The 22,596-nt window shown below is 60.8% G+C and carries 23 protein-coding genes; 16 read left to right on the forward strand and 7 right to left on the reverse strand.

The genetic code is table 11. From position 1 onward, the window contains the following. The first annotated feature begins 36 nt into the window (after nucleotides 1-36). From mdcA to madM, 9 genes are all read left to right on the forward strand, one after another. The gene (gene mdcA, locus F6R97_RS16675; RefSeq protein WP_038980992.1) at nucleotides 37-1,707 is read left to right on the forward strand and encodes a malonate decarboxylase subunit alpha; all 1,671 of its coding nucleotides are present in this window, start codon (nucleotides 37-39) and stop codon (nucleotides 1,705-1,707) included. Then, the gene (locus F6R97_RS16680) at nucleotides 1,707-2,582 is read left to right on the forward strand and encodes a triphosphoribosyl-dephospho-CoA synthase (RefSeq protein ID WP_048396351.1); all 876 of its coding nucleotides are present in this window, start codon (nucleotides 1,707-1,709) and stop codon (nucleotides 2,580-2,582) included. Before mdcA ends, F6R97_RS16680 begins: the two co-directional genes overlap by 1 nt. Further along, a complete protein-coding gene (locus tag F6R97_RS16685; RefSeq protein ID WP_007897982.1) occupies nucleotides 2,582-2,881 on the forward strand; it encodes a malonate decarboxylase subunit delta in 300 nt (99 codons plus the stop codon). The genes F6R97_RS16680 and F6R97_RS16685 overlap by 1 nt, the downstream gene beginning before the upstream one ends. Further along, a complete protein-coding gene (locus tag F6R97_RS16690; RefSeq protein WP_048396352.1) occupies nucleotides 2,874-3,725 on the forward strand; it encodes a biotin-independent malonate decarboxylase subunit beta in 852 nt (283 codons plus the stop codon). The genes F6R97_RS16685 and F6R97_RS16690 overlap by 8 nt, the downstream gene beginning before the upstream one ends. Continuing rightward, the gene (gene mdcE, locus F6R97_RS16695) at nucleotides 3,722-4,525 is read left to right on the forward strand and encodes a biotin-independent malonate decarboxylase subunit gamma (protein WP_038980996.1); all 804 of its coding nucleotides are present in this window, start codon (nucleotides 3,722-3,724) and stop codon (nucleotides 4,523-4,525) included. Before F6R97_RS16690 ends, mdcE begins: the two co-directional genes overlap by 4 nt. Then, nucleotides 4,519-5,139, forward strand: coding sequence for a malonate decarboxylase holo-ACP synthase (locus F6R97_RS16700; RefSeq protein ID WP_038980998.1), 621 nt, complete (start codon nucleotides 4,519-4,521; stop codon nucleotides 5,137-5,139). The genes mdcE and F6R97_RS16700 overlap by 7 nt, the downstream gene beginning before the upstream one ends. Beyond that, a complete protein-coding gene (mdcH, locus tag F6R97_RS16705; RefSeq protein ID WP_038981000.1) occupies nucleotides 5,136-6,047 on the forward strand; it encodes a malonate decarboxylase subunit epsilon in 912 nt (303 codons plus the stop codon). Before F6R97_RS16700 ends, mdcH begins: the two co-directional genes overlap by 4 nt. Before the next feature lie 66 nt (nucleotides 6,048-6,113). Then, complete coding sequence (madL, locus tag F6R97_RS16710) at nucleotides 6,114-6,530, forward strand: malonate transporter subunit MadL (protein ID WP_007897996.1); 417 nt, start codon at nucleotides 6,114-6,116, stop codon at nucleotides 6,528-6,530. Nucleotide 6,531: 1 nt separating this feature from the next. Then, on the forward strand, nucleotides 6,532-7,296 hold the full coding sequence (gene madM / locus F6R97_RS16715) for a malonate transporter subunit MadM (RefSeq protein WP_038981001.1): 765 nt from the start codon (nucleotides 6,532-6,534) through the stop codon (nucleotides 7,294-7,296). Between the two features lie 106 nt (nucleotides 7,297-7,402). On the opposite strand, the gene F6R97_RS16720 is transcribed toward madM, so the two are convergent. Next, nucleotides 7,403-8,323 carry a LysR substrate-binding domain-containing protein gene (locus F6R97_RS16720; protein WP_038981003.1) on the reverse strand — a complete coding sequence of 307 codons (921 nt, stop codon included), beginning with the start codon at nucleotides 8,321-8,323 and terminating at the stop codon, nucleotides 7,403-7,405. Nucleotides 8,324-8,482: 159 nt separating this feature from the next. Between F6R97_RS16720 and trhA the strand changes: the two genes are divergently transcribed. Then, nucleotides 8,483-9,100: a PAQR family membrane homeostasis protein TrhA gene (trhA, locus tag F6R97_RS16725; RefSeq protein WP_038981005.1), complete on the forward strand. Its 618-nt coding sequence runs from the start codon at nucleotides 8,483-8,485 to the stop codon at nucleotides 9,098-9,100. Nucleotides 9,101-9,105: 5 nt separating this feature from the next. Here trhA and F6R97_RS16730 read toward each other — a convergent pair whose 3' ends face one another. Continuing rightward, nucleotides 9,106-10,014: a LysR family transcriptional regulator gene (locus F6R97_RS16730; protein ID WP_315866836.1), complete on the reverse strand. Its 909-nt coding sequence runs from the start codon at nucleotides 10,012-10,014 to the stop codon at nucleotides 9,106-9,108. A 107-nt stretch (nucleotides 10,015-10,121) separates the two neighbouring features. Here F6R97_RS16730 and F6R97_RS16735 point away from each other — a divergent pair, with 107 nt between their 5' ends. From F6R97_RS16735 to F6R97_RS16745, 3 genes are read left to right on the forward strand one after another with little or no spacing between them, the layout of a single operon-like run. Next, a complete protein-coding gene (locus tag F6R97_RS16735; protein ID WP_315866837.1) occupies nucleotides 10,122-11,363 on the forward strand; it encodes a D-amino acid dehydrogenase in 1,242 nt (413 codons plus the stop codon). An 18-nt stretch (nucleotides 11,364-11,381) separates the two neighbouring features. Next, nucleotides 11,382-11,732 (forward strand): RidA family protein, encoded by a 351-nt coding sequence (locus F6R97_RS16740; RefSeq protein ID WP_038981012.1) that lies wholly within the window; start codon nucleotides 11,382-11,384, stop codon nucleotides 11,730-11,732. A 28-nt stretch (nucleotides 11,733-11,760) separates the two neighbouring features. Then, a complete protein-coding gene (locus tag F6R97_RS16745) occupies nucleotides 11,761-12,663 on the forward strand; it encodes a transporter substrate-binding domain-containing protein (protein ID WP_038981013.1) in 903 nt (300 codons plus the stop codon). A 119-nt stretch (nucleotides 12,664-12,782) separates the two neighbouring features. Here F6R97_RS16745 and F6R97_RS16750 read toward each other — a convergent pair whose 3' ends face one another. Together F6R97_RS16750 and F6R97_RS16755 are read right to left on the reverse strand one after the other, a co-directional pair. After that, nucleotides 12,783-13,502, reverse strand: a complete 720-nt coding sequence (locus F6R97_RS16750; protein ID WP_038981015.1) for a 16S rRNA (uracil(1498)-N(3))-methyltransferase — start codon at nucleotides 13,500-13,502, stop codon at nucleotides 12,783-12,785. A gap of 142 nt (nucleotides 13,503-13,644) precedes the next feature. Next, complete coding sequence (locus F6R97_RS16755) at nucleotides 13,645-15,051, reverse strand: adenosylmethionine--8-amino-7-oxononanoate transaminase (protein ID WP_038981017.1); 1,407 nt, start codon at nucleotides 15,049-15,051, stop codon at nucleotides 13,645-13,647. 222 nt (nucleotides 15,052-15,273) lie between these two features. Here F6R97_RS16755 and F6R97_RS16760 point away from each other — a divergent pair, with 222 nt between their 5' ends. Beyond that, the gene (locus F6R97_RS16760; protein WP_038981019.1) at nucleotides 15,274-17,049 is read left to right on the forward strand and encodes a flavin monoamine oxidase family protein; all 1,776 of its coding nucleotides are present in this window, start codon (nucleotides 15,274-15,276) and stop codon (nucleotides 17,047-17,049) included. An 81-nt stretch (nucleotides 17,050-17,130) separates the two neighbouring features. Here the strand turns inward: F6R97_RS16760 and F6R97_RS16765 are convergent, their stop codons facing one another. Beyond that, nucleotides 17,131-18,060 (reverse strand): YncE family protein, encoded by a 930-nt coding sequence (locus tag F6R97_RS16765; protein ID WP_038981021.1) that lies wholly within the window; start codon nucleotides 18,058-18,060, stop codon nucleotides 17,131-17,133. 284 nt (nucleotides 18,061-18,344) lie between these two features. Between F6R97_RS16765 and F6R97_RS16770 the strand changes: the two genes are divergently transcribed. Together F6R97_RS16770 and F6R97_RS16775 are read left to right on the forward strand one after the other, a co-directional pair. Then, the gene (locus F6R97_RS16770; RefSeq protein WP_038981023.1) at nucleotides 18,345-18,896 is read left to right on the forward strand and encodes a cytochrome b; all 552 of its coding nucleotides are present in this window, start codon (nucleotides 18,345-18,347) and stop codon (nucleotides 18,894-18,896) included. Between the two features lie 32 nt (nucleotides 18,897-18,928). Beyond that, on the forward strand, nucleotides 18,929-19,522 hold the full coding sequence (locus F6R97_RS16775) for a YceI family protein (protein ID WP_038981025.1): 594 nt from the start codon (nucleotides 18,929-18,931) through the stop codon (nucleotides 19,520-19,522). 168 nt (nucleotides 19,523-19,690) lie between these two features. On the opposite strand, the gene F6R97_RS16780 is transcribed toward F6R97_RS16775, so the two are convergent. Next, nucleotides 19,691-21,556: a DEAD/DEAH box helicase gene (locus F6R97_RS16780; protein ID WP_315866838.1), complete on the reverse strand. Its 1,866-nt coding sequence runs from the start codon at nucleotides 21,554-21,556 to the stop codon at nucleotides 19,691-19,693. Between the two features lie 222 nt (nucleotides 21,557-21,778). Continuing rightward, nucleotides 21,779-22,594, reverse strand: a complete 816-nt coding sequence (locus F6R97_RS16785) for a substrate-binding periplasmic protein (protein WP_050682674.1) — start codon at nucleotides 22,592-22,594, stop codon at nucleotides 21,779-21,781. Nucleotides 22,595-22,596 lie beyond the last annotated feature (2 nt).

The following is a 22,596-nucleotide window of genomic DNA, read 5'->3' on the forward strand; positions in this document are numbered from 1 at the left end:
AGGTGACTCCCACGACAGCGAACCCGTGGAGTGGTCATGACAACAACAATATCCCCCGACTCGCGATGGACGCGGCGGCGCAGCGAAAAGCAGCGGCGTCTCGAGCTGGTGCGGGGTTTCGCCGACGGTGTGGTGCTGCCCACCGACAAGATCGTTGCGGCGCTGGAGGCGTTGATTCTGCCCGGCGACCGTGTGGTGCTGGAGGGCAACAACCAGAAGCAGGCAGACTTCCTTTCCCGCTCCCTGGCCAAGGCCGACCCGGGCAAGCTGCATGACTTGCACATGATCATGCCCAGCGTCGGGCGTTCCGAGCACCTGGACCTGTTCGAGCGTGGTATCGCCCGCAAGCTCGACTTCTCGTTCGCCGGCACCCAGAGCCTGCGCATCAGCCAGTTGCTTGAAGACGGCCTGCTGGAAATCGGCGCGATCCACACCTACATCGAGCTCTATGCGCGACTGGTGGTCGACCTGATTCCCAACGTCGTGCTCTCGGCCGGTTTCATGGCCGACCGCGCTGGCAACATCTACACCGGGCCGAGTACCGAAGACACCCCTGCGTTGATCGAACCTGCCGCCTTCAGCGATGGCATCGTCATCGTCCAGGTTAACCAATTGGTGGACGATGTCAGCGAACTGCCCCGTGTCGACATTCCGGCGTCCTGGGTCGACTTCGTGGTGGTGGCCGACAAGCCGTTCTACATCGAACCGCTGTTCACCCGCGACCCACGACACATCAAGCCTGTGCATGTGTTGATGGCGATGATGGCGATCCGCGGGATCTACGAAAAACATAACGTTCAGTCGCTCAACCACGGCATCGGTTTCAACACCGCGGCCATCGAACTGATCCTGCCGACCTACGGCGAATCCCTCGGTTTGAAGGGCAAGATCTGCCGCAACTGGACCCTCAATCCTCACCCAACCCTGATCCCTGCCATCGAAAGTGGCTGGGTCGAAAGCGTGCATTGTTTCGGCACTGAGCTGGGCATGGAAAACTACATCGCCGCTCGACCGGATGTGTTCTTCACCGGCCGCGACGGTTCACTGCGCTCCAATCGGATGTTCTGCCAACTGGCCGGGCAATACGCGGTGGACCTGTTCATTGGTGCAACCCTGCAAGTCGACGGCGACGGCCATTCCTCCACCGTGACGCGCGGTCGCCTGGCCGGTTTCGGTGGTGCGCCGAACATGGGTCACGACCCGCGCGGTCGCCGCCATGGCACGCCGGCCTGGCTCGACATGCGTCACGACGATGCACCCGAAGCGTTGCTGGAACGCGGCAAGAAACTCGTGGTGCAAATGGTCGAGACCTTCCAGGAGGGCGGCAAACCGACCTTCGTCGAAACCCTCGACGCGGTGGAGGTGGCGAAGAAAAGCGGCATGCCGCTGGCGCCGATCATGATCTACGGCGACGACGTCACCCACCTGCTCACCGAAGAAGGCATCGCCTATTTGTACAAGGCCCGTTCCCTCGAAGAACGTCAGGCGATGATCGCCGCCGTCGCCGGGGTGACCGCCATCGGCCTGCGCCACAACCCGAAAGACACCGCCCGCATGCGCCGCGAAGGCCTGATCGCCTTGCCCGAAGACCTCGGCATCCGCCGCACCGATGCAACCCGCGAGTTGCTCGCAGCGAAAAGCGTGGCTGATCTGGTGGAGTGGTCCGATGGCCTCTACAACCCACCCGCCAAGTTCAGGAGTTGGTAATGCGCGCATTCAACCTGCAACCGAAACCTTTAACCCTGACTGAGCGGCTGGCGGACCTGGCCGTGGACGCGCTGATCGATGAAGCGGATCTGTCGCCGAAACCGGCGCTGGTCGACCGTCGCGGCAATGGCGCGCACACCGATTTACACCTGAGCCTGATGCACGCCTCGGCGCTGTCGTTGTGGCCGGCGTTCAAGGCAATGGCAGAAGCGGCCATCGAGTTTGGCGAAGTCGGTTTACCCCTGCGCGAAGCCCTTGGGCGGATTGGTCGTGACGGTGAGCAAACGATGCTCGCCACCACCAACGGTGTGAATACTCATCGTGGCGCGATCTGGGCGCTAGGGCTGTTGGTCGCTGCGGCGGCGCTGGAGTGCACGAATACCAAAGCAAGCGCCGTGACCTTGCGCGCTGCACGTCTGGCCTTGCTCGCCGACCGTTACGCGCCGCGTCCTCTGAGCCATGGCGCCCAAGTCGCCCAGCGTTACGGCGCTCGCGGTGCACGCGAAGAAGCACAGCTTGGTTTCCCTGCAGTGATTCAACGCGCACTGCCGCAACTCAAACTCAGTCGCGCCGCCGGCCATGGCGAACAGAACGCTCGGCTCGACGCCTTGCTGGCGATCATGACCCATCTCTCCGACACCTGCGTGCTCTACCGCGCAGGCGAAACCGGCCTGCAGACCATGCAACTCGGCGCCCAAGCGGTGCTCGACGCCGGCGGCAGTGCGAGCCTGGCCGGTCGTCGCCGTTTGCATGAGCTGGACCAACAATTAATCGCGTTGAATGCCTCGCCCGGTGGCGCTGCGGACTTGCTCGCAGCCTGCCTGTTTATCGATCGTATCGACTCGGGCGACGGCATCTTCCAGGGAGCGTTTTGATGGAAACCTTATCCTTTGAATTCCCCGCCGGGCAGCCGCCTCGGGGCAGGGCGCTGGTGGGCTGCGTGGGCTCGGGCGATCTGGAAGTGCTGATCGAACCGGGGCTGGCCGGCAAGCTGACGATCCAGGTGCAGACCTCGGTCAACGGCAGTGAACAACGCTGGCAGCATCTGTTCGCGCGGATGTTCGACGGCCAGACACCGCCCGCGATGGCGATCGATATCCACGATTTCGGCGCCACTCCCGGCGTGGTGCGTTTGCGCCTGGAACAAGGCTTCGAGGAGATCAGTCATGACTGACAGCGCAGCGCTTCTCAACAAACATAGCTTCGTCGAACTCGGCGCCCGGCAACGAGCGAAAGCCTTGCTCGACGCGGTTACTTTTCGTGAACTGCTCGACCCGTTTCAACGCGTCATGTCGCCGTGGCTGTCGCGCCAAGGCGTGGTGCCGCAAGCCGATGACGGCGTGGTGATCGCCAAGGGCAGCCTCGGTGGTTTGCCGGTGGTGATCGCGGCCATCGAAGGCGCGTTTCAGGGCGGCAGCCTGGGTGAAGTCGGCGGGGCGAAGATTGCCGGTGCGCTGGAACTGGCCGCCGAGGACAACCGCAAAGGCATTCCCACTCGCGCCGTCTTGCTGCTGGAAACCGGTGGCGTGCGTTTGCAGGAGGCCAACCTCGGGTTGGCGGCGATTGCCGATATTCATGCGGCGATTGTCGATTTACGCCAGTACCAGCCAGTAGTCGGCGTAGTCGCCGGCAGCGTCGGTTGCTTTGGCGGCATGTCGATTGCCGCCGGGTTGTGCAGCTATTTGCTGGTGACTCAGGAAGCGCGCCTTGGCCTCAACGGCCCCCAAGTGATCGAGCAGGAAGCCGGACTTGAGGAATACGACTCCCGTGACCGGCCGTTTATCTGGAGCCTGACCGGTGGTGAGCAACGTTTCGCCACTGGGTTGGTGGATCGCTACGTGGCTGACGACGTGGCGCAGATTCAGCAGCAGGTTAGCGAGTTGCTCCAGCAGGGTTTGCCGGCGCAGCAACGCAGTCGCCAGGCCGAATGGTTCCTGCAACGGCTGGCGAGTCTGGACGCCGAACCACAAATCGAGCCGGCGACGGTTCGCGATCTGTATCAAGGAGAGCGCTCATGAGTTCGTATTCCCTGAGAGGCTTGAACTGGTTCAACGCCTTGAGTGCTGGTGCGAAACCGGTCGAGGGTTTACCGGCGTCGTTGAAAGTCGCCGATGGTGTGCTGGGTGAGCAGCCCGTGCGTTTTATCGCAGTGGTGGCCAATCCCGACAACCGCTTCGTCCGCGCCCGCAATGGCGAGGTCGGTTTGCTGGAAGGCTGGGGCCTGGCCAAAGCGGTGGATGACGTCATTGCTGCAGATAACGACAAACCTCAAAAGCGCGCCTTGATCGCCATTGTCGATGTGCCGAGCCAGGCTTACGGCCGGCGCGAAGAAGCCCTCGGCATTCATCAAGCCTTGGCCGGTGCTGCGGACAGTTATGCCCGCGCCCGACTGGCCGGGCACGCGGTGATTGGTTTGCTGGTGGGCAAGGCGATGTCTGGTGCCTTTCTCGCTCATGGCTATCAGGCCAACCGGCTGATCGCGTTGCGCGATCCGGGCGTGATGGTGCATGCGATGGGCAAGGCGTCGGCGGCGCGAGTGACATTGCGCAGTGTCGAAGAACTTGAAGCCTTGGCCGCCAGCGTGCCGCCGATGGCGTATGACATCGACAGCTTTGCCAGCCTGGGTTTGCTTTGGGAAACCTTGTCGGTGGATCAGATCGAACAACCGACGACGGCGGATCTGGCGCGGGTGAACGAGTGTCTGGTTCAGGCGATTGAGGATGTCGAGGCAGGTCGTCGTGATTTGAGCGGCCGCTTGGGTGCGAGCAATCGCGCCGCGTCGAGCAAGGTTCGCCAACTGCTGAGAGCGCAGTGGTGAACACGTTTCTGGCCCACGACCTGCTTTGGGGGATGACCCCGGAGCAGTTGCCTGCGGATGCGCCTGCGTGGGCGGTCGAGTCGATCAGCACGCGTCAGCCGGTGGTGGTTCGGCGCGCGATGACTGCGCCGGATCAAATCGCGGTCGGCGTGCGCGGACGCTTGCGTGAGCAGCGTTATGCAACGTCGATGGCGATCACGGCGATTTCGCGTGGGGTAAGGCCGGAAGAGTTGTGTCATGTCGAGACGACTCGGGACCTGCCGGCGTTGCGAGCACTGGTGCAACTGCGGTCGATGCTCGACGCCTGCGGTTGGGTATGGGGTGTCAGCGGCAGCGCCGGGTTTGAATTGGCCAGCGGTTTTGCGGCGTTGCATGAGCGCAGCGATCTCGATTTGATTCTGCGTACACCGCAACCGTTGAGCCGACTTCAAGCGCAAGAGTTGGTGACGCTTCTCGGCACCGCTGAATGTCTGGTCGACCTGCAATTGCAGACGCCGAATGGCGCGGTGGCTCTGCGCGAATGGGCCGGCCCGTCGCATCGGGTGCTGCTCAAAAACGCTCAGGTCGCCTGCCTGGTCAGCGATCCCTGGAACCCGCAGGAGCAAGCAGCGTGAGCAGTTTGCTGGTGTTCCCCGGCCAGGGCGCGCAGCAACCGGGCATGCTCCATCGTCTGCCTCGGGAAACGCTGATCGAGGCGAGCGAGGTGCTGGGTGAAGATGTTTTGTTGCTGGATTCTGCCGAGGCGTTGCAGTCGACCAGAGCTGTTCAGCTGTGCCTGCTGATCGCCGGAGTGGCTGCTTCACGTCAGTTGTTATTGAGCGCGGATTACGTGGCCGGATTGTCCATCGGAGCCTACCCGGCAGCGGTGGTCGCGGGTGCCTTGAGCTTCAGCGATGCGCTGCAACTGGTCAGCCTGCGCGGTGAGCTGATGCAGCAGGCTTATCCTCAGGGCTACGGCATGACCGCGATCATCGGTCTGGATCTGGCGACGGTGGAAAGGTTGCTGGCGCAGGTTCACAGCGTCGACACACCGGTTTACCTGGCCAACATCAACGCCGATAACCAAGTGGTCGTTGCTGGCAGCGATGGCGCGATGAAAGCGGTTGCCGAGTTGGCGAAAGGCCGTGGCGCCGGTCTGGCCAAACGTCTGGCGGTCAGTGTGCCGTCTCATTGCCCGCTGCTGGAAGCTCCGGCGAAAACCCTGGCTGAAGCGTTCGCCAAGGTGCAATTGGAAACGCCGACCCTGGGTTACCTCAGCGGCAGTCGCGCCCGGCCTGTTATCAATCCCGAGGCGTTACGCGACGATCTGGCCTTCAACATGTGCCGCGTGGTGGATTGGCGCGGCACGGTGCAAAGCGCTTACGAGCGGGGCGTACGTCTACAGATCGAACTGCCGCCCGGTGCGGTGTTGACCGGGCTTGCGCGCCGGGTGTTCGAGCAGGGCACCGTGATTGCCTTCGATGGTGCGCGACTCGATACCTTGCAGGCGCTGTTGCGTGAGGAGGGAAGCCGCCAACCCTAGATCACCGACTCAGGTTGCGAACTACAAAAACAACAATTCCGACGATGCACTTTGAGGACTACAACAATGATTATTTACGGTGTGGCGCTGTTGGCGATCTGTACGCTGGCAGGGGTGATCATGGGTGACATGCTCGGCGCATTGCTGGGCGTGAAATCCAACGTCGGCGGGGTCGGGATCGCGATGATCCTGCTGATTTGCGCGCGGTTGTGGATGCAAAAACGCGGCGGCATGACCAAGGACTGCGAGATGGGCGTCGGCTTCTGGGGCGCCATGTACATTCCGGTGGTCGTCGCGATGGCAGCACAGCAGAATGTCGTTACCGCTCTGCATGGCGGCCCGGTGGCGGTGTTGGCGGCGATCGGTTCGGTGGTGCTCTGCGGCTGCACCATTGCCCTGATCAGCAGGACCCACAAAGGCGAACCCTTGCCCGATGAACCGGCGGATATAACGTCGGTTGGCGCACCGGCAGGAGGTCGCTGATATGTGGGATCTCATCGAGAAAGGTCTGGAACATAACGGGTTGGTGACAGCGTTCGCGTTCGTTGGCGTGATCATGTGGGTGTCGGTGGTGTTGTCCAAACGCCTGACCTTCGGACGAATTCACGGCTCGGCGATTGCCATCGTCATCGGTCTGGTGCTGGCCTGGGTCGGCGGCACCATGACCGGCGGGCAAAAAGGCCTGGCGGATTTGTCGCTGTTTTCCGGCATTGGTTTGATGGGCGGTGCGATGTTGCGTGACTTCGCCATCGTCGCCACCGCGTTCGAGGTACAGGCCACCGAAGCGAAAAAGGCCGGGATGATTGGCGTCATCGCGCTGCTGCTGGGCACGATCCTGCCGTTTATTGTCGGGGCGAGCATTGCCTGGGTATTCGGTTATCGCGATGCGGTGAGCATGACCACCATTGGCGCGGGCGCGGTGACGTACATCGTCGGGCCAGTGACCGGGGCAGCGATTGGTGCCACGTCCGACGTGATGGCGTTGTCGATTGCCACCGGGCTGATCAAGGCGATTCTGGTGATGGTGGGCACACCGATGGCGGCGCGCTGGATGGGGCTGGACAACCCGCGCTCGGCCATGGTGTTTGGCGGCTTGGCCGGGACCGTCAGCGGTGTGACCGCCGGGTTGGCGGCGACGGATCGGCGGCTGGTGCCGTATGGCGCGTTGACGGCGACGTTCCACACCGGGCTTGGGTGCTTGCTTGGGCCTTCGTTGCTGTACTTCATTGTTCGCGGGATTGTCGGCTGACTGATCGTTCCCACGCTCTGCGTGGGAATGCAGCCCGGGACGCTCCGCGTCCCAAAGCGGACGCAGAGCGTCCATTGATTCATTCCCACGCAGAGCGTGGGAACGATCATTGGGTGGCTTGCCGATTGGCATACATCCGGCACTCCGCCAACAACGCCAGCAAATTCGGGTCACGCTCCTTGGCCTTCAGGAACACCACGCCGATGTGCTGCTGCAATCGATACTTTTCTTGCAACGGAATCAGCTTCACCCGGTTCTCATACACCGCCGCAATCCTTCCCGGCAGCAACGCATAACCGACCCCGGAGCTGACCATGCTCAGCAGGGTGAAGATGTCGTTGACCTGCATCGCCACTTTCGGCTCGAAACCCGCCTGCTTGAACACCCGAATACCGTCCTGGTGTGTGGCGAAGCCTTGGGTCAAGGTGATGAATGTCTCGTCGCGCACCTCGGCCAGATCGACTTCGGTCCGCTGGGCAAAGGGCGAATCAGCAGGAGTGGCGAGGAAGATGTCATCGGAAAACAGCGGAATCTGCTCGCAGTCCGGGTCATTCACGCTGTCATCCAGCGACACCAGGATCGCGTCGACTTCCATGTTCTTGAGCTTGTACAACAGGTCGATGTTCGAGCCCAGGATCAGGTCGATATTGAGTTCGCTACGGCGAATTTTCAGGCCCATGATCAGCTGCGGCACGGTCTTCACCGTCAACGAATACAGTGACCCAAGCTTGAAACGCTCAGCGGAGAACCCGGCAGCTTCGCGGGTCAGGCGCACGCTTTCGAGTACGTCCTGGATCAGCTTCTGCGCTCGCTCTTCCAACACATAAGCGCTTTCGAGTGGGGTCAGGTTGCGGCCTTCGTGTTTGAATAGCGGGCAACGCAGGGCGCTTTCCAAAGAATGGATGGCGCGGTGCACGCTGACGTTGCTGGTTTGCAACTCGGCGGCGGCGCGGGCCAGGTTGCCGGTGCGCATGAAGGCCAGGAACACCTCGAGTTTTTTCAGGGTCAACTCTTCATCGATCAGCATGGGCGTGACTCTTATTCGAATCGCTCGATTGTGCCCAATTGGCTGACGTTTGGCTCGATAGCTTTTTGTAGGAGCGGCGCTATACGGAAACATTGCGCTTTTAACCTTGAGGCCTGAGCCTTGCGCGATGCGGCAACGAATTTTTGAGGTGAGCAACACATGTATCACGGGGAAAGATTGAACGCCTGGACGCACTTGGTCGGGGCGGTGGCGGCGTTTGTCGGGGGCGTGTGGCTGCTGGTTATCGCCAGTATGGACGGCAGTCCATGGAAGATTGTCAGCGTGGCGATTTACGCGTTCACCTTGCTGGTGCTCTACAGCGCGTCGACCGTTTACCACAGCGTGCGCGGGCGCAAGAAAGCGATCATGCAGAAGGTCGATCACTTTTCGATCTACTTGCTGATTGCCGGCAGTTACACGCCGTTCTGCCTGGTGACCCTGCGCGGGCCGTGGGGCTGGACGTTGTTCGGGATTGTCTGGGGGCTGGCGCTGATCGGCATCCTGCAAGAGATCAAACCCCGCTCGGAAGCGCGGATTCTGTCGATCGTGATCTACGCGGTGATGGGCTGGATCGTGCTGGTGGCGGTCAAGCCGTTACTGGCGGCGTTGGGGCCCGTCGGCTTTACCTGGCTGGCGTCGGGCGGGGTGTTGTACACCGTGGGGATTGTCTTTTTTGCGCTGGACAGCCGTTTGCGCCATGCCCACGGGGTCTGGCATTTGTTTGTGATTGCCGGGAGCTTGCTGCACTTTGTGGCGATCTTGTTTTATGTCCTTTGAGGCTGCTACGGGATCAAACGATCCAATTGCGCCTGCGCCCGTCGGCTGAACACCTGCAGCAAATTGCCCAAGGTATGCGGCGGCGGTTCGTCGGCGCGGGTCACTGCGTACAGGGTGATCGGTAGCGCCGGCGCCAGGGGGCGAATCGCCGTGGTAGCGGGAGACGCGCCGAGCGCGGTGAACGGGTCGATAACCGCCAACCCGGCACCGGATTCAACCATTGCCCGCGCCAGCGAGTAGGTCTGCACCGCGATGCGTACCTTTGGCGGCGGATTGACTGCCTCAAGGTAGCTGTCGAGTCTGGCGGCCAGCGGGTCGGCGCTGGACAAGCCGATCAGCGGCGCACCGGCCAGTTCAATCAGCGGTAGCGGTTTACCGTGAGTGTCGTCGGCCCAAAAGCCCTTCGGCGCCAGCGCCACCAGCATCCCACAGGCCAGGGCCTGCGCCTTCAGGCCCGGATGATCGGGCAGTTGCAACGTCAGGGCGACATCCACTTCGCGCATCAACAGGTTCTGCATCAGCTCGCGGCTGTGGGCGCTGGACAGTTCGCAGGTAATTTCCGGATAGCGTTGCGTCCATTCGTTGATCGCCGGCGGCAGCAGCGACAAGGCCAGCGCCGGGATCGCGCCAATCCGTACACTGTGGCCCGGCTCGCGGCGCAGGCTCTGGGCCAGACGTCGCACGCCTTGCAGGCTCTCTGTGACCTTGTCGACTTCGCGCTCAAGTTCCAGGGCTTCAGGCGTCGGCTGCAATTTACCGCGCACCCGCAGGAATAACGCAAAGCCCAGTTGCTGTTCGGCGTGTTGCAGCACTTTGCTCACCGCCGGCTGCGACACGTGCAGCAACTGGGCGGCGCCACTGACCGAACCGGTCTGGCGAATAGCCTGAAAAATCTCGATGTGTCGCAGTCGCATGGCAAGTCCATAACCTTTGTTTATGGGTCAGCCATCTTTATGCATTGTTCAACGGCTGTCACCTGGTCCTAACCTGAAGCACGTTCCAACAACGCTTAAGGACAGACATGGCTCAGCGGGTTTGCATCATCGGTGGCGGCGTCATCGGGCTGACAACGGCTTACGCACTGGTTCGCGACGGCATCGACGTGACGCTGATCGAGGCCCGGGATTCGTTTGCCAGCGAAACCAGTTTCGCCAATGGCGGCCAGTTGTCCTACCGCTATGTCGCGCCACTGGCCGACGCCGGCGTACCGTTGCAGGCGCTGGGCTGGATGTTGCGCGGCGACTCGCCCTTGAAGCTGCGTCCGCGCATGGACCCGGCGCAATGGCGCTGGATGGCGGCCTTTCTGGCGGCCTGCCGGCGTTCGGTGAATCAGCGCAACGGCGCACATCTGCTGCGCCTGGCGCTGCTGAGCCAGGCCACGCTGCAAGGCTGGCGCGATGAAGACCACCTCGACGGTTTCGACTGGCGGCGCAACGGCAAACTGGTGACGTTTCGTGAAGCCGCAAGCTTCGAGCATGCGCGTCAAGGGCTGGCTGATCCGCGACAGCAACAGGTGTTGTCCCGGGCCGAGTGCGCACAGCTGGAGCCGGCACTCGCCGAGGCGCCGTTTGTGGGCGCGATCTACACGCCCGATGAAGAAGTCGCCGATTGCCATGCGTTCTGCCAGCAACTGGTGGCCCGGCTCAAGGCGTCGGGGCGTTGCGAGTTTTTGCCGGGCCGCACGGTCACCGGCATTCGCCACGGGGACGGCGCGGTGCAGGCCATCGAAATGGGCGTGCAGGTATTGCCGGTCGAGCAACTGGTGATCGCTGCCGGTCATCGCAGCCCGGCATTGGCGTTGCCGGGCATGAACCTGCCGCTGTACCCGCTCAAGGGCTACAGCCTGACCCTGCCGATCCGCACCGAACATCACGCGCCAGAACTGAGCATTACTGATTACAACCGCAAGATCGTTTACGCCCGCATCGGTGCACAACTGCGCGTAGCGGCGATGGTCGACATTGTCGGCTTCGACCCGGCACTCGATCCCAAGCGTCTGGCGCTGATCAAACGCCAGGCGCAGGAAACCTTGCCCAATGCCGGCGATTACGACGCAGCCATCGCGTGGGCCGGCATGCGCCCGGCCACTCCCAGCGGCGTGCCGTTGATTGGTGCTACGGCGTACCGCAACCTCTGGCTCAACCTCGGTCATGGCGCCTTGGGCTTTACGTTGGCCTGCGGTAGCGCTCGGCTGCTGAGTGAGTTGATTGCCCGGCGCGCACCCTCAATCGAAATGCAGGGCCTCGCACCCCGCGTCGCCTGACTGGAAAAGGAAGAACCGATGAGCATCAAGCGTTTCAACAGCAACAGCCGACTCTCTGGCGCCGTGACCTTTGGCGAGCTGGTGTTTTTATCGGGACAGGTGCCGGGTGACAGCCGCGACGCCGCCGGCCAGACCGCGGAGGTCCTGGCGAAAATCGACGGGTTGCTGGCCGAGGCTGGCAGCGACAAGGATCACTTGCTCAGCGCGACCATTTACCTGAGTGACATTGGCCGCGATTTCGCCGCCATGAACGAGGTCTGGTCACAATGGCTGTCACCGGACAAGGCACCGACCCGCACCACATTGCAGGCGCAACTGGCCCGTCCAGAGGTCCTGGTGGAAATCACCGTGATCGCCGCCCGCCGCTAATCGCACTTACCCACAACGGAGAATAACAATGCAAAAAATCACGTTGATCGGCTGCACCCTCGGCCTGCTGTTCGCCAGTCAGCTCCAGGCCAATGAAGCGCCGCTGACCGGCACGTTGAATAAGGTCGCCAATGCCAAGAGCATCACGCTGGGTTATCGCGACGCGTCGGTGCCGTTCTCTTACGTGGGGGATCACACGGGGCAGCCGATGGGCTATTCGGTGGACCTGGCGAGCAAGATTGTCGAGCGCATCAAACAAAAGCTCGAGCTGCCGGATCTGCAGGTGAAGTACAACCTGGTGACCTCGCAAACACGCATTCCGCTGGTGCAAAACGGCACGGTTGACCTTGAATGCGGCTCCACCGGTGTGACCGCCGAGCGCATGCAGCAAGTGGCGTTTTCCTATGGATTCATCTACGTGAAGGGGCAGTTGCTCACGGCGAAGGACAGCGGCATCAAGCGCTTCGCCGACCTGCGCGGCAAGAACGTTGTGACCACCGCCGGCACCACCAATGAGCGGTTTCTGAAGAGCTACAACGTCGATCACAAGATCGATATGTTCGTGATCAGCGCCAAGGATCACGGCGAAGCATTCCAGATGCTGCAGTCGGGGCGGGCAGCGGCGTTTTATATGGATGACGCGCTGCTCTACGGCGAACGGGCCAAGGCGCGCGATCCGCATAAGTGGGTCGTGGTGGGCGAGGAGCAATCGCGGGAAATCTACAGCTGCATGGTGCGCAAGGGCGATCCGCAATTTCTCGAGTTGGTGAATTCGACGCTTGCCGATTTGTACAGATCAGGGGAAATCAACGGCATCTACAACCGCTGGTTCCAGCAGCCGATTCCGCCTAAAGGTTTGAACCTTGAGTTTCCGATGACCAGCGAGTTGAAAGCGATTATCGCCAAACCGGTGAGTGATCCGGTGCAGTAGTCCCTGAAGGATCGTTCCCACGCTCTGCGTGGGGAATGCCTCTAGGGACGCTCTGCGTCCAGTGACGCGGAGCGTCCCGGGCTGCATTCCCCACGCAGAGCGTGGGAACGATCATGGGGTCAGAAATCGCCCCACAACTGCTGGGCTACCGCCAACGCCACCACCGGCGCGGTTTCGGTACGCAGCACGCGAGGGCCGAGGCGGGCGGCGTGAAAACCGCCAGTCTTGGCCTGCTCGACTTCAGCGTCGGACAACCCGCCTTCCGGGCCGATCAGAAACGCCAGCGTCGCCGGTTTCGCATGGCTCACCAGCGGCTCGGCCACCGGGTGCAGCACCAGTTTCAATTCGGCCTGCGTCTGCTTCAGCCAATCGGCCAACAGCAGCGGCGGATGAATCACCGGCACCGATGAGCGCCCGCATTGCTCGCAGGCGCTGATCGCCACCTGACGCCAGTGCATCAGGCGTTTGTCGGCGCGCTCGTCCTTGAGGCGGACTTCGCAGCGGTCAGTGAAGATCGGGGTGATTTCGCTGACGCCCAGTTCGGTGGCTTTCTGAATCGCCCAGTCCATCCGCTCGCCACGGGACAAACCCTGGCCGAGATGGACCGCAAGCGATGACTCGACTTGCCCGGCGAAGCTTTCATCGATGTTTACCACGACGCGCTTCTTGCCGACTTCCGCCAACGTGCCGCGAAACTCATGGCCCGAGCCGTCGAACAATTGCACCGCATCACCCTCGGCCATGCGCAGCACGCGGCTGATGTAATGGGCCTGGGCCTCGGGAAGCTCGTGTTCGCCGATGCTCAAGGGGGCGTCGATAAAGAAGCGGGACAGTCTCATCAATGGTCTCTGTAAAAGTGTGGAAGTCTGGCGGCCCCATCGCGGGCAAGTCCGCTCCCACAGGTTTTGCGCCGATCCTGTGGGAGCGGGCTTGCCCGCGATGACGGTAGTCCGGTCACCGCTGAAGCTTAGGTGAAGTCAATCAGCCCGGATCACGGTAACCCGGATGAAAATTCTTCGGCACCGCCACACTAACGCTGTCACGGGTCGCGATGTCGATGCCTTCACTGGCCACTTCGGCCAGAAAATCGATCTGCTCCGGGGTAATCACGTACGGCGGCAGGAAATACACCACGCTACCCAACGGCCGCAGTAAAGCACCACGCTCCAGCGCATGCTGGAACACCTTCAAACCGCGACGTTCCTGCCACGGGTAAGCAGTCTTGCTGGCTTTGTCCTTGACCATCTCGATGGCCAACACCATGCCGGTCTGGCGCACTTCGGCAACGTTCGGGTGATCGGCCAGGTGCGCGGTGGAGGAAGCCATGCGCTGGGCCAGGGCCTTGTTGTTCTCGATGACGTTGTCTTCTTCGAAGATGTCCAGCGTCGCCAATGCCGCCGCGCACGCCAGCGGATTGCCGGTGTAGCTGTGTGAATGCAGGAAGGCGCGCAGGGTCGGGTAGTCGTCGTAGAAAGCGCTGTAGACCTCATCGGTGGTCAGGCAGGCCGCCAACGGCAGATAGCCGCCGGTCAGGGCTTTGGACAGACAGAGGAAGTCCGGGCGGATGCCGGCCTGTTCACAGGCGAACATCGTTCCGGTGCGACCGAAGCCGACGGCGATTTCATCGTGGATCAGGTGCACGCCATAACGATCACAGGCGTCGCGCAGCAACTTGAGGTACACCGGGTGATACATGCGCATGCCTCCGGCGCCTTGAATCAGCGGCTCCAGAATCACGGCAGCGACGGTGTCGTGGTTGTCGGCCAGCGTCTGCTCCATGGCGGCGAACATATTGCGCGAGTGTTCTTCCCAGCTCATGCCCTCGGGGCGCAGGTAGCAATCGGGGCTCGGCACCTTGATGGTGTCCATCAGCAGGGCTTTGTAGGTTTCGGTGAACAGCGGCACGTCGCCCACCGCCATCGCCGCCATGGTCTCGCCGTGGTAACCGTTGGTGAGGGTGACGAAGCGCTTCTTGTTCGGCTGGCCGCGATTGAGCCAGTAGTGAAAGCTCATTTTCAGCGCGACTTCGATGCACGACGAACCGTTATCGGCGTAGAAGCACCGGGTCAGGCCTTCGGGCGTCATCTTCACCAGACGCTCCGACAGTTCGATCACCGGCTGATGGCTGAAACCGGCGAGGATCACGTGTTCCAGCTGATCGACCTGATCCTTGATGCGCTGGTTGATCCGCGGGTTGGCATGACCGAACACGTTGACCCACCAGGAGCTGACCGCGTCGAGATAGCGTTTGCCTTCGAAGTCTTCCAGCCAGACGCCTTCGCCGCGCTTGATCGGGATCAGTGGCAGCTGTTCGTGGTCTTTCATCTGGGTGCAGGGATGCCACAACACCGCGAGATCGCGTTGCATCCACTGATTATTCAGGCCCATGTTCAGTCTCCTCGAGGCGGCTCGCTGGGTGCGCGGGCAAACAATCGCGCAAGCCTATGCAATGCGCGTCATCGGGACAACCCATTGTGTCGATTGAGCTACTTTGTATAAGGAGATAGACGTCGCTGGCGGCGTTTTGATGGCTGACGTATTCTTCGCGGTTCTTTGAGTCGTCTGACTCGTAAAACCGCTATTTCCTCGTGTATTTCCGGAGTTCGCTGAATGTCTGCTGGTTGGCTGCGCGCCTGTGCGCTGGTGATGTTGGGGCTGTTCAGCGTTTCGGCGCTGGCCAAGGATAAAACGGTGATCGTAGTCGGCGGCGGGCTTTCGGGCCTCACTGCGGCGTACGAACTGCAGAACAAAGGCTGGCAGGTCACCCTGCTGGAAGCCAAACCGACGTTGGGCGGTCGCTCCGGCATGGCCACGAGTGAGTGGATCGGCAACGACAAGACCCAACCGGTGCTGAACAAGTACGTCTCGACGTTCAAGCTGACCACCACGCCAGCCCCTGAATTCGTGCGGACCCCGAGCTACCTGATCGACGGTGAATACTTCACCGCCGCCGATCTGGCGACTAAACAGCCGGCCACCGCCGAAGCGCTGAAACGCTACGAAAAGACTTTGGATGATCTGGCGCGTTCGATTGAAGACCCGCAGAACCCGGCCGCCAACAGCACGCTGTTCGCCCTGGACCAGATCAACGTATCCAACTGGCTTGATCGCTTGAGTCTGCCGGCCACTGCGCGTCAGTTGGTGAATCAGCAGATTCGTACCCGCTATGACGAACCTTCGCGCCTGTCGCTGCTGTACTTCGCACAACAGAGCCGTGTCTACCGTGGCGTTGCCGACCGTGACCTGCGCGCCTCGCGTCTGCCTGGCGGCAGCCCGGTGCTGGCCCAGGCTTTCGTCAAGCAACTGAAAACCATCAAGACCAGCTCCCCGGTTTCGGCCATTACTCAGGACAAGGACGGCGTGACCGTCAAAGTCGGCAGTGTTGGCTATCAGGCGGACTACGTTGTGCTGGCCGTGCCATTGCGTGCACTGAACAAGATCCAGATGACCCCGGCGCTGGATGCCCAGCACCTGGGCGCCATCAAAGGCACCAACTACGGCTGGCGTGACCAGATCATGCTGAAGTTCAAGACGCCGGTGTGGGAAAGCAAGGCGCGCATGTCCGGCGAGATCTACAGCAACACCGGCCTGGGCATGTTGTGGGTCGAGCCGGCCCTGAAAGGCGGCGCCAACGTGGTGATCAACCTGTCCGGCGACAACGCGCGCGTGATGCAGGCCTTCGGCGACAAGCAGATGGTCGATCAGGTACTGATTCGTATGCACGCCTTTTATCCACAGGCACGCGGTTCGTTCACCGGTTATGAAATCCGTCGCTACAGCACCGACCCGTCGATGGGTGGCGCTTACCTGGCCTTCGGCCCGGGCCAGATCAGCAAGTACTGGCGTCTGTGGGAGCGTCCGCTGCAACGTGTAGCCTTTGCTGGCGAACACACCGATACCTTGTACCCAGGCACTCTGGAAGGCGCATTGCGCACCGGTCAGCGTGCAGCCAGTCAGGTAGAAGACCTGGCGGCAGGCAAGTCGTTTGAACCGGCGAAAGTTGTTCCGGCGGCGACCGCAGTAGCGGCCGGTGCAGTGGCGGCGAAGAAAGGCAACTTCTTCACCAACCTGTTCGGTGGTTCTGACGACAAACCGGAACCGGCCAAGGCGCCAGCACCCGTGGCACCGGTTGCTCCGACGCCCGTCCCAGCACCTGCGCCGACTCCAGCTCCAGCTCCGGTTGAGGCGCCGAAGCCTGCGGCACCGGTGAAAGCAGAGCCTGCCAAGAAAGCACCAGCCAAAGCGCCAGTGAAGAAGCCTGCTGCCAAAACCGAGGCCAAAAAAGCTCCGGTCAAGGCGACGGTGAAGAAGACTGAGCCGGTGAAGAAACCAGCGGTCAGTACTGCTGCGAAGACCCCGGTGGCGACTGAAACCAAGACGCAGTAAGTCCTGGAATAAAAAAAGCGCGGCAGTGATGCCGCGCTTTTTTTATGTCTTGCGTATGCCGCTGCTGATTTTGCGTTGACGCTAAGCTAGATCGACACTATGTACTTCGTCTTTTTGGTAGTCGCTGATATAGGCGTGGTTGTGTTTATCAAGAACCATGTCATACGGTTCAAAAGCGCTAGGGATTGGAACCCGGCGAACAATCTCATAGGTGTCGGTACTAACTTCCACGACCTCTTTTCTGGTTTGATCCACGGCATAAGCGTTTCTTTCTCCGAATACTACTTTCCCTTCGCACGTCACAAAATCGAAATGCCTGACGATTGATGACCGGGTGTCCAGCACGGTCAGTTTTCGAGCATCCATACCCACGATATACACTTTTCCGCCATCGGGGCTGACGGTAACCGCTGACGGATATTGTTCGGTTTTGATGATACTGATGACTTTGAAGGTCTTGCTGCTGATGACGGTGAGCGCGTCCTGATAAGGGCCACCAGGGGAGTTGGTGCTGGAAATATAAAGACGCGAATCGTCCTGGCTGATATCCACACTTATAGAGGGAGAGGGTAACCCTCGCACTCTGCTCACCGCATAAGTGCGGGTGTCGATAATTGCCAGCCACTCTTTATCTTGTCGAACGGTGACGTAAACATGTTTCCCGTCTCGGCTTACGACGATTCCCCAAGGGTGTCTTCCCACCTTAACGTGACCCACCGCGTATGTTTCAGTATCAATAACCGACACTGAACTTGAACCGTAGTTGGTCACGTAAGCCCTTTTACCCCGATGGCCAAGAGCGATGCTTTGGGGGTAACGCTCGACGGCAATGGTGCGGATTACCTTTTTGTTTAGGGTGTCGATGACTGACACATTGCCTGAAATGTAATTGCAAACAAAAACCCGCGATCCATCGTCGTTGATGGCTATCCCTCGCGGTCCTTCCCCTACGGGTATTGAATTGGATAGGTTGCGCGTAATTACGGGGGATGAACTCGAATGGTGACTCATGGTAGAACTCCTGTTCAGACGCTCGGACAATCGCCCGAGATCAGGTTCATCAATGACCTGTAATAGTGGCTACTGTCAGATATGACAGTTCTGACGAGTGGTAAAGACCTTTTGAAAGCGAGTATGGGACAACGTTTGTAGGTTTTTTCTTCTGGTTAACACTCTCTTAATATCTTGACCCCAAGGTCTTGATCGTATTTTTCGATATTTCAGAGCGAAATTTTCCGCTTTAAATCGATAGATAACTCGATAGTCTTGGGCGCAGTTCTTACAGGATTTGGGCAATGCAGCTACGTAACTCTTCTTCCCGCTACGGTTGGGTCAGCATCTTTATGCACTGGGGTGTGGCGCTCGCGGTCTTTGGCCTGTTCGCATTAGGGCTGTGGATGGTCGGTCTCGACTACTACAGCTCCTGGCGTAAAGATGCGCCGGATCTGCACAAGAGCATTGGCCTGGTGTTGTTCGCAGTCATGTTGCTACGGATGTTGTGGCGCTTCATCAGCCCACCTCCACCGCCCCTGCAAAGTTATAGCCGCATGACGCGTCTTGGCGCCGTGTTCGGCCATGCCTTCCTCTATCTCGGGCTGTTCGCTGTGATGATTGCCGGTTACCTGATTTCCACCGCAGACGGTGTCGGGATCCCGGTGTTTGGCCTGTTTGAAGTTCCTGCACTGGTTTCCGGACTACCGGACCAGGCAGACACCGCTGGTGTGATCCATTTGTACCTGGCTTGGGCGCTGGTAATTTTTTCCGGCCTCCATGCGTTGGCAGCATTGAAACACCACTTTATCGATCGTGATGCGACCCTGACGCGAATGCTGGGACGCAAAGCCTGATGTTCAACCTCGACTCCAAAGGAATAGAAAGCATGTTGAAAAAGACGCTCGCCGCTCTGGCAATCGGTTCTGCTCTGCTGTCCGCTAACGTGATGGCGGCTGATTACGTTGTCGACAAAGAAGGCCAGCACGCCTTCGTTGACTTCAAGATCAGCCACTTGGGTTACAGCTACATCACCGGTACCTTCAAGGACATCGACGGCAAGTTCAGCTTTGACGCTGCCAAGCCGGAAGACAGCAAGATCGAGTTCAATGTGCGCACCGCCAGCGTGTTCACCAACCACGCCGAACGTGACAAGCACATCGCCAGCGGTGACTTCCTGAACGTGGGCAAATTCGCCGACGCCAAGTTCGTTTCCACCAGCGTCAAATCCACCGGCAAAAACGCCGCTGGCAAAGACACTGCCGACGTAACCGGTAACCTGACTCTGGCTGGTGTGACCAAGCCAATCGTGGTCAAGGCCACCTTCCTGGGTGAAGGCAAGGATCCATGGGGCGGCTACCGTGCCGGCTTCGAAGGCACCACCAGCATCAAGCGTTCCGATTTCGGCAAACAGAAAGACCTGGGCCCAGCGTCCGACGCGGTCGAGCTGTACGTTACGTTTGAAGGTGTGAAAGCGAAGTAATGCTGAGACGTAGGAGCTGCCGCAGGCTGCGATCTTTTCAGGATCACCGCTGATAAGAGCAAGATCAAAAGATCGCAGGCTTCGCCAGCTCCTACAAAAGCAGTTTGCAGCGCCCAAAAAAATGCCCCGGATCTTGCGATCCGGGGCATTTTTCATATCAGCGATAAATCAGCGATTGCGGGTCAGCAAGGCTGGTTTTTCGCCGCGTGGACGGCCTGGGAGTTGATCAAGCTGCTCAGGTGTCGGGAAGCGATCGCTTTTCGACTCCTTGTGAATGATCTTCGGTGCCGGGCCCCGCGGGTTCTGCACGGCCGGTTCCGAACGAGGCTGCTCGTCACGGGCCGGGCGGCGGTTGCGGGACTCTTCGCGACGGGCCTGGCCGTCACGTGGAGCACCGTTGCGTGGGCCGCTGCGCTTGGCCGGCGGAGTGCCGGTGGTTGCGCCGCTGCTGCTGCGCGGACCGTTCTGGCGACCTTGTGGCTGGCTGGTGCGCGGAGCACTTGCGCCTGCGCCTTGTGCCGGTGCGCCCGGGCGGCGACCACGGCCCTGAGCCGGTTTGGCTTGAGGCACGTAATCGACGCGGTTACCGAAGTTATCGACATCGTCGTCCAGGAACTCGTCCGGAGCACGGTCAGCGGCGGCGCGAGGTGCCGGGCGCTGTTGCTCACGGGCCGGGGTGCCCTCGCGAGGCTTGTGTTCACGGGCAGGGCGATCGCCACGGCCAGTGGCGGCAGGTTTTTCCTTGCCACCCTTGTCCTTGCCTTTGTCTTTACGACCGCCGCCACCACCGCTGCCGTTCGGACCGTCGCCGCGCGGGCCACGTGGGTTGCGCGGGTTACGCACATCCGGACGCTCGCGAACTTCAGGTTTCTCGGCTTCCACGGCGCTGGAGTCGAAGCCCATCAGGTTGCCGTCGGCAATCTTCTGCTTGGTCATGCGCTCGATGCTTTTCAGCAGTTTTTCTTCGTCCGGAGCAACCAGCGAGATCGCCTCGCCCGAGCGCCCGGCACGGCCGGTACGACCGATACGGTGCACGTAATCTTCGTCGACGTTCGGCAGTTCGAAGTTGACCACGTGGGGCAACTGGTCGATGTCCAGGCCGCGAGCGGCGATATCGGTGGCGACCAGGATGCGCACTTCACCGGCCTTGAAGTCGGCCAGGGCTTTGGTGCGGGCGTTCTGGCTCTTGTTGCCGTGGATAGCGACGGCGGTGAGGCCGTGTTTGTCCAGGTACTCGGCCAGACGGTTGGCGCCGTGCTTGGTGCGGGTGAACACCAGTACCTGTTCCCAGGCGCCAGCGGTGATCAGGTGCGCGAGCAACGAACGCTTGTGGCTGGCGGCCAGGCGGAATACGCGCTGTTCGATCCGCTCGACCGTGGTGTTCGGCGGCGTGACTTCGATGCGTTCCGGGTTATGCAGCAGCTTGCCGGCGAGGTCGGTGATGTCTTTGGAGAACGTCGCCGAGAACAGCAGGTTCTGGCGTTTGCTCGGCAGACGAGCGAGGACCTTTTTCACGTCATGGACGAAGCCCATGTCGAGCATGCGGTCGGCTTCGTCCAGCACGAGGATTTCCACGTGGGACAGGTCGACACTGCCTTGGCCGGCGAGGTCGAGCAGGCGACCTGGGCAGGCTACCAGCACGTCAACACCGCGGGACATGGCCTGAACCTGTGGGTTCATGCCGACGCCGCCGAAGATGCAGGCGCTGACGAATTTCAGGTCACGGGCATAGACCTTGAAGCTCTCGTGCACCTGGGCCGCGAGTTCGCGGGTTGGGGTCAGGACCAGTACGCGCGGTTGGCGTGGGCCGTGACGCTGGGATTTGTCCGGGTGACCGTTGGGAAACAACCGTTCCAGAATCGGAAGGGCGAAGCCGCCGGTTTTACCAGTACCTGTCTGTGCCGCAACCATCAGGTCGCGACCTTGCAACACGGCGGGAATGGCCCGCTGTTGCACCGGAGTAGGCTCGGTATAGCCCGCTGCCTCGATGGCGCGGACTAAAGCCTCGGAGAGACCGAGGGAAGCAAAGGACATGAGTAATCCTGTTTTAGTTAGGGCTTGGCCCAATGGGAGTCTTGCCTGGCGCGAATCGCGTTTAAGAGGACGCAATCCCGTCCGGTCCTGCTGGGCCTCGAAGGCTCGTCTGGAGCGCTCGCGCGGGCTGAAAAGCTGCGCTGTAGCGGGATCGAGATGCCTTGAACAAGTCCGAGCGTCCGGGCGTGAGCCTGGCGGGAAGGCCGGAGTATAACAGAGCAATCACTGCGCGCCGCTTTCCTGCTGCTCAACGGTTTTTCCGCCGGTTGCGGTGGCGCTGGCGGCTCGTGCTTCGGGGGCGGGGCCGGCGCCATAGCGGGCGCTCAGTTCGGCGTAGGCCGGTTCGCGCTTGAAACGTTTGAGTTCGGCACCGAAACGCTGCACCAACAAATCCATCCCGGCATTGCGGCGTACCGCCAGAAACTGGCTTTGCTGGCTGATGATGATCGGGTTCTCGGTGATCTTGTCGCGGATATTCAGTTGATCGAGCAAATGCTGGCCGACTCGGCGATCGGTGATCAGCAGGTCGATGCGGCCGCGCACCAGTTTGCCGAAGTTGGCTTCATGGGTGGGGGCAGGCTCTTGGGTGAACAGCGTCGATTCGCTGAAGTCCTTGCTGTACAGGTAGCCCGGCGAGGTGCCGATGGTCAGGCCTTTCAGATCATCCAGCGTGCGAAACGGATACGGTCGCTCGTTGGCATAGAACATTACGAATTCGACTTGCGAGAGCGGTTCGCTGGGGTAGAGCAGGGTCGCGTCGCGTTCAGCGCTGTGGAAAATATCCAGCGCGCCATCCGCCTGGCCTTGCTCAAGCATCGACAGGCAGCGTTTCCATGGCAGGAACTGCCATTCCACGTCGATCCCGAGGCGTTTGAAGACGATGGCCGTGGTTTCGTAGTCCAGGCCCAGCGATTTGCCGTTTTCCTCGTACACATAAGGTGCCCAAGGCTCGGTGACAATACGCAACTTCTCGCCCCGAGCGGTGAAGCTCAGGCAAGCGAACAGAAGCACGGTCAGTAACTGAGCGATCAGGGGCATGG

Origin of the sequence: Pseudomonas sp. JV414 (assembly GCF_032424305.1) — a bacterium.
GTDB lineage: Bacteria > Pseudomonadota > Gammaproteobacteria > Pseudomonadales > Pseudomonadaceae > Aquipseudomonas > Aquipseudomonas lini.

What these genes read in the sequence shown, in the direction of transcription:
- F6R97_RS16690 (WP_048396352.1), top strand. Translation starts at nt 2,874, where the DNA reads ATGACTGACAGCGCAGCGCTTCTCAACAAACATAGCTTCGTCGAACTC.
- F6R97_RS16720 (WP_038981003.1), bottom strand. Translation starts at nt 8,323, where the DNA reads ATGCTGATCGATGAAGAGTTGACCCTGAAAAAACTCGAGGTGTTCCTG.
- mdcA (WP_038980992.1), top strand. Translation starts at nt 37, where the DNA reads ATGACAACAACAATATCCCCCGACTCGCGATGGACGCGGCGGCGCAGC.
- F6R97_RS16780 (WP_315866838.1), bottom strand. Translation starts at nt 21,556, where the DNA reads ATGTCCTTTGCTTCCCTCGGTCTCTCCGAGGCTTTAGTCCGCGCCATC.
- F6R97_RS16745 (WP_038981013.1), top strand. Translation starts at nt 11,761, where the DNA reads ATGCAAAAAATCACGTTGATCGGCTGCACCCTCGGCCTGCTGTTCGCC.
- trhA (WP_038981005.1), top strand. Translation starts at nt 8,483, where the DNA reads ATGTATCACGGGGAAAGATTGAACGCCTGGACGCACTTGGTCGGGGCG.
- F6R97_RS16735 (WP_315866837.1), top strand. Translation starts at nt 10,122, where the DNA reads ATGGCTCAGCGGGTTTGCATCATCGGTGGCGGCGTCATCGGGCTGACA.
- F6R97_RS16765 (WP_038981021.1), bottom strand. Translation starts at nt 18,060, where the DNA reads ATGAGTCACCATTCGAGTTCATCCCCCGTAATTACGCGCAACCTATCC.
- F6R97_RS16685 (WP_007897982.1), top strand. Translation starts at nt 2,582, where the DNA reads ATGGAAACCTTATCCTTTGAATTCCCCGCCGGGCAGCCGCCTCGGGGC.
- F6R97_RS16750 (WP_038981015.1), bottom strand. Translation starts at nt 13,502, where the DNA reads ATGAGACTGTCCCGCTTCTTTATCGACGCCCCCTTGAGCATCGGCGAA.
- mdcE (WP_038980996.1), top strand. Translation starts at nt 3,722, where the DNA reads ATGAGTTCGTATTCCCTGAGAGGCTTGAACTGGTTCAACGCCTTGAGT.
- madM (WP_038981001.1), top strand. Translation starts at nt 6,532, where the DNA reads ATGTGGGATCTCATCGAGAAAGGTCTGGAACATAACGGGTTGGTGACA.
- F6R97_RS16730 (WP_315866836.1), bottom strand. Translation starts at nt 10,014, where the DNA reads ATGCGACTGCGACACATCGAGATTTTTCAGGCTATTCGCCAGACCGGT.
- F6R97_RS16785 (WP_050682674.1), bottom strand. Translation starts at nt 22,594, where the DNA reads ATGCCCCTGATCGCTCAGTTACTGACCGTGCTTCTGTTCGCTTGCCTG.
- F6R97_RS16755 (WP_038981017.1), bottom strand. Translation starts at nt 15,051, where the DNA reads ATGGGCCTGAATAATCAGTGGATGCAACGCGATCTCGCGGTGTTGTGG.
- madL (WP_007897996.1), top strand. Translation starts at nt 6,114, where the DNA reads ATGATTATTTACGGTGTGGCGCTGTTGGCGATCTGTACGCTGGCAGGG.
- F6R97_RS16680 (WP_048396351.1), top strand. Translation starts at nt 1,707, where the DNA reads ATGCGCGCATTCAACCTGCAACCGAAACCTTTAACCCTGACTGAGCGG.
- F6R97_RS16760 (WP_038981019.1), top strand. Translation starts at nt 15,274, where the DNA reads ATGTCTGCTGGTTGGCTGCGCGCCTGTGCGCTGGTGATGTTGGGGCTG.
- F6R97_RS16770 (WP_038981023.1), top strand. Translation starts at nt 18,345, where the DNA reads ATGCAGCTACGTAACTCTTCTTCCCGCTACGGTTGGGTCAGCATCTTT.
- F6R97_RS16775 (WP_038981025.1), top strand. Translation starts at nt 18,929, where the DNA reads ATGTTGAAAAAGACGCTCGCCGCTCTGGCAATCGGTTCTGCTCTGCTG.
- F6R97_RS16740 (WP_038981012.1), top strand. Translation starts at nt 11,382, where the DNA reads ATGAGCATCAAGCGTTTCAACAGCAACAGCCGACTCTCTGGCGCCGTG.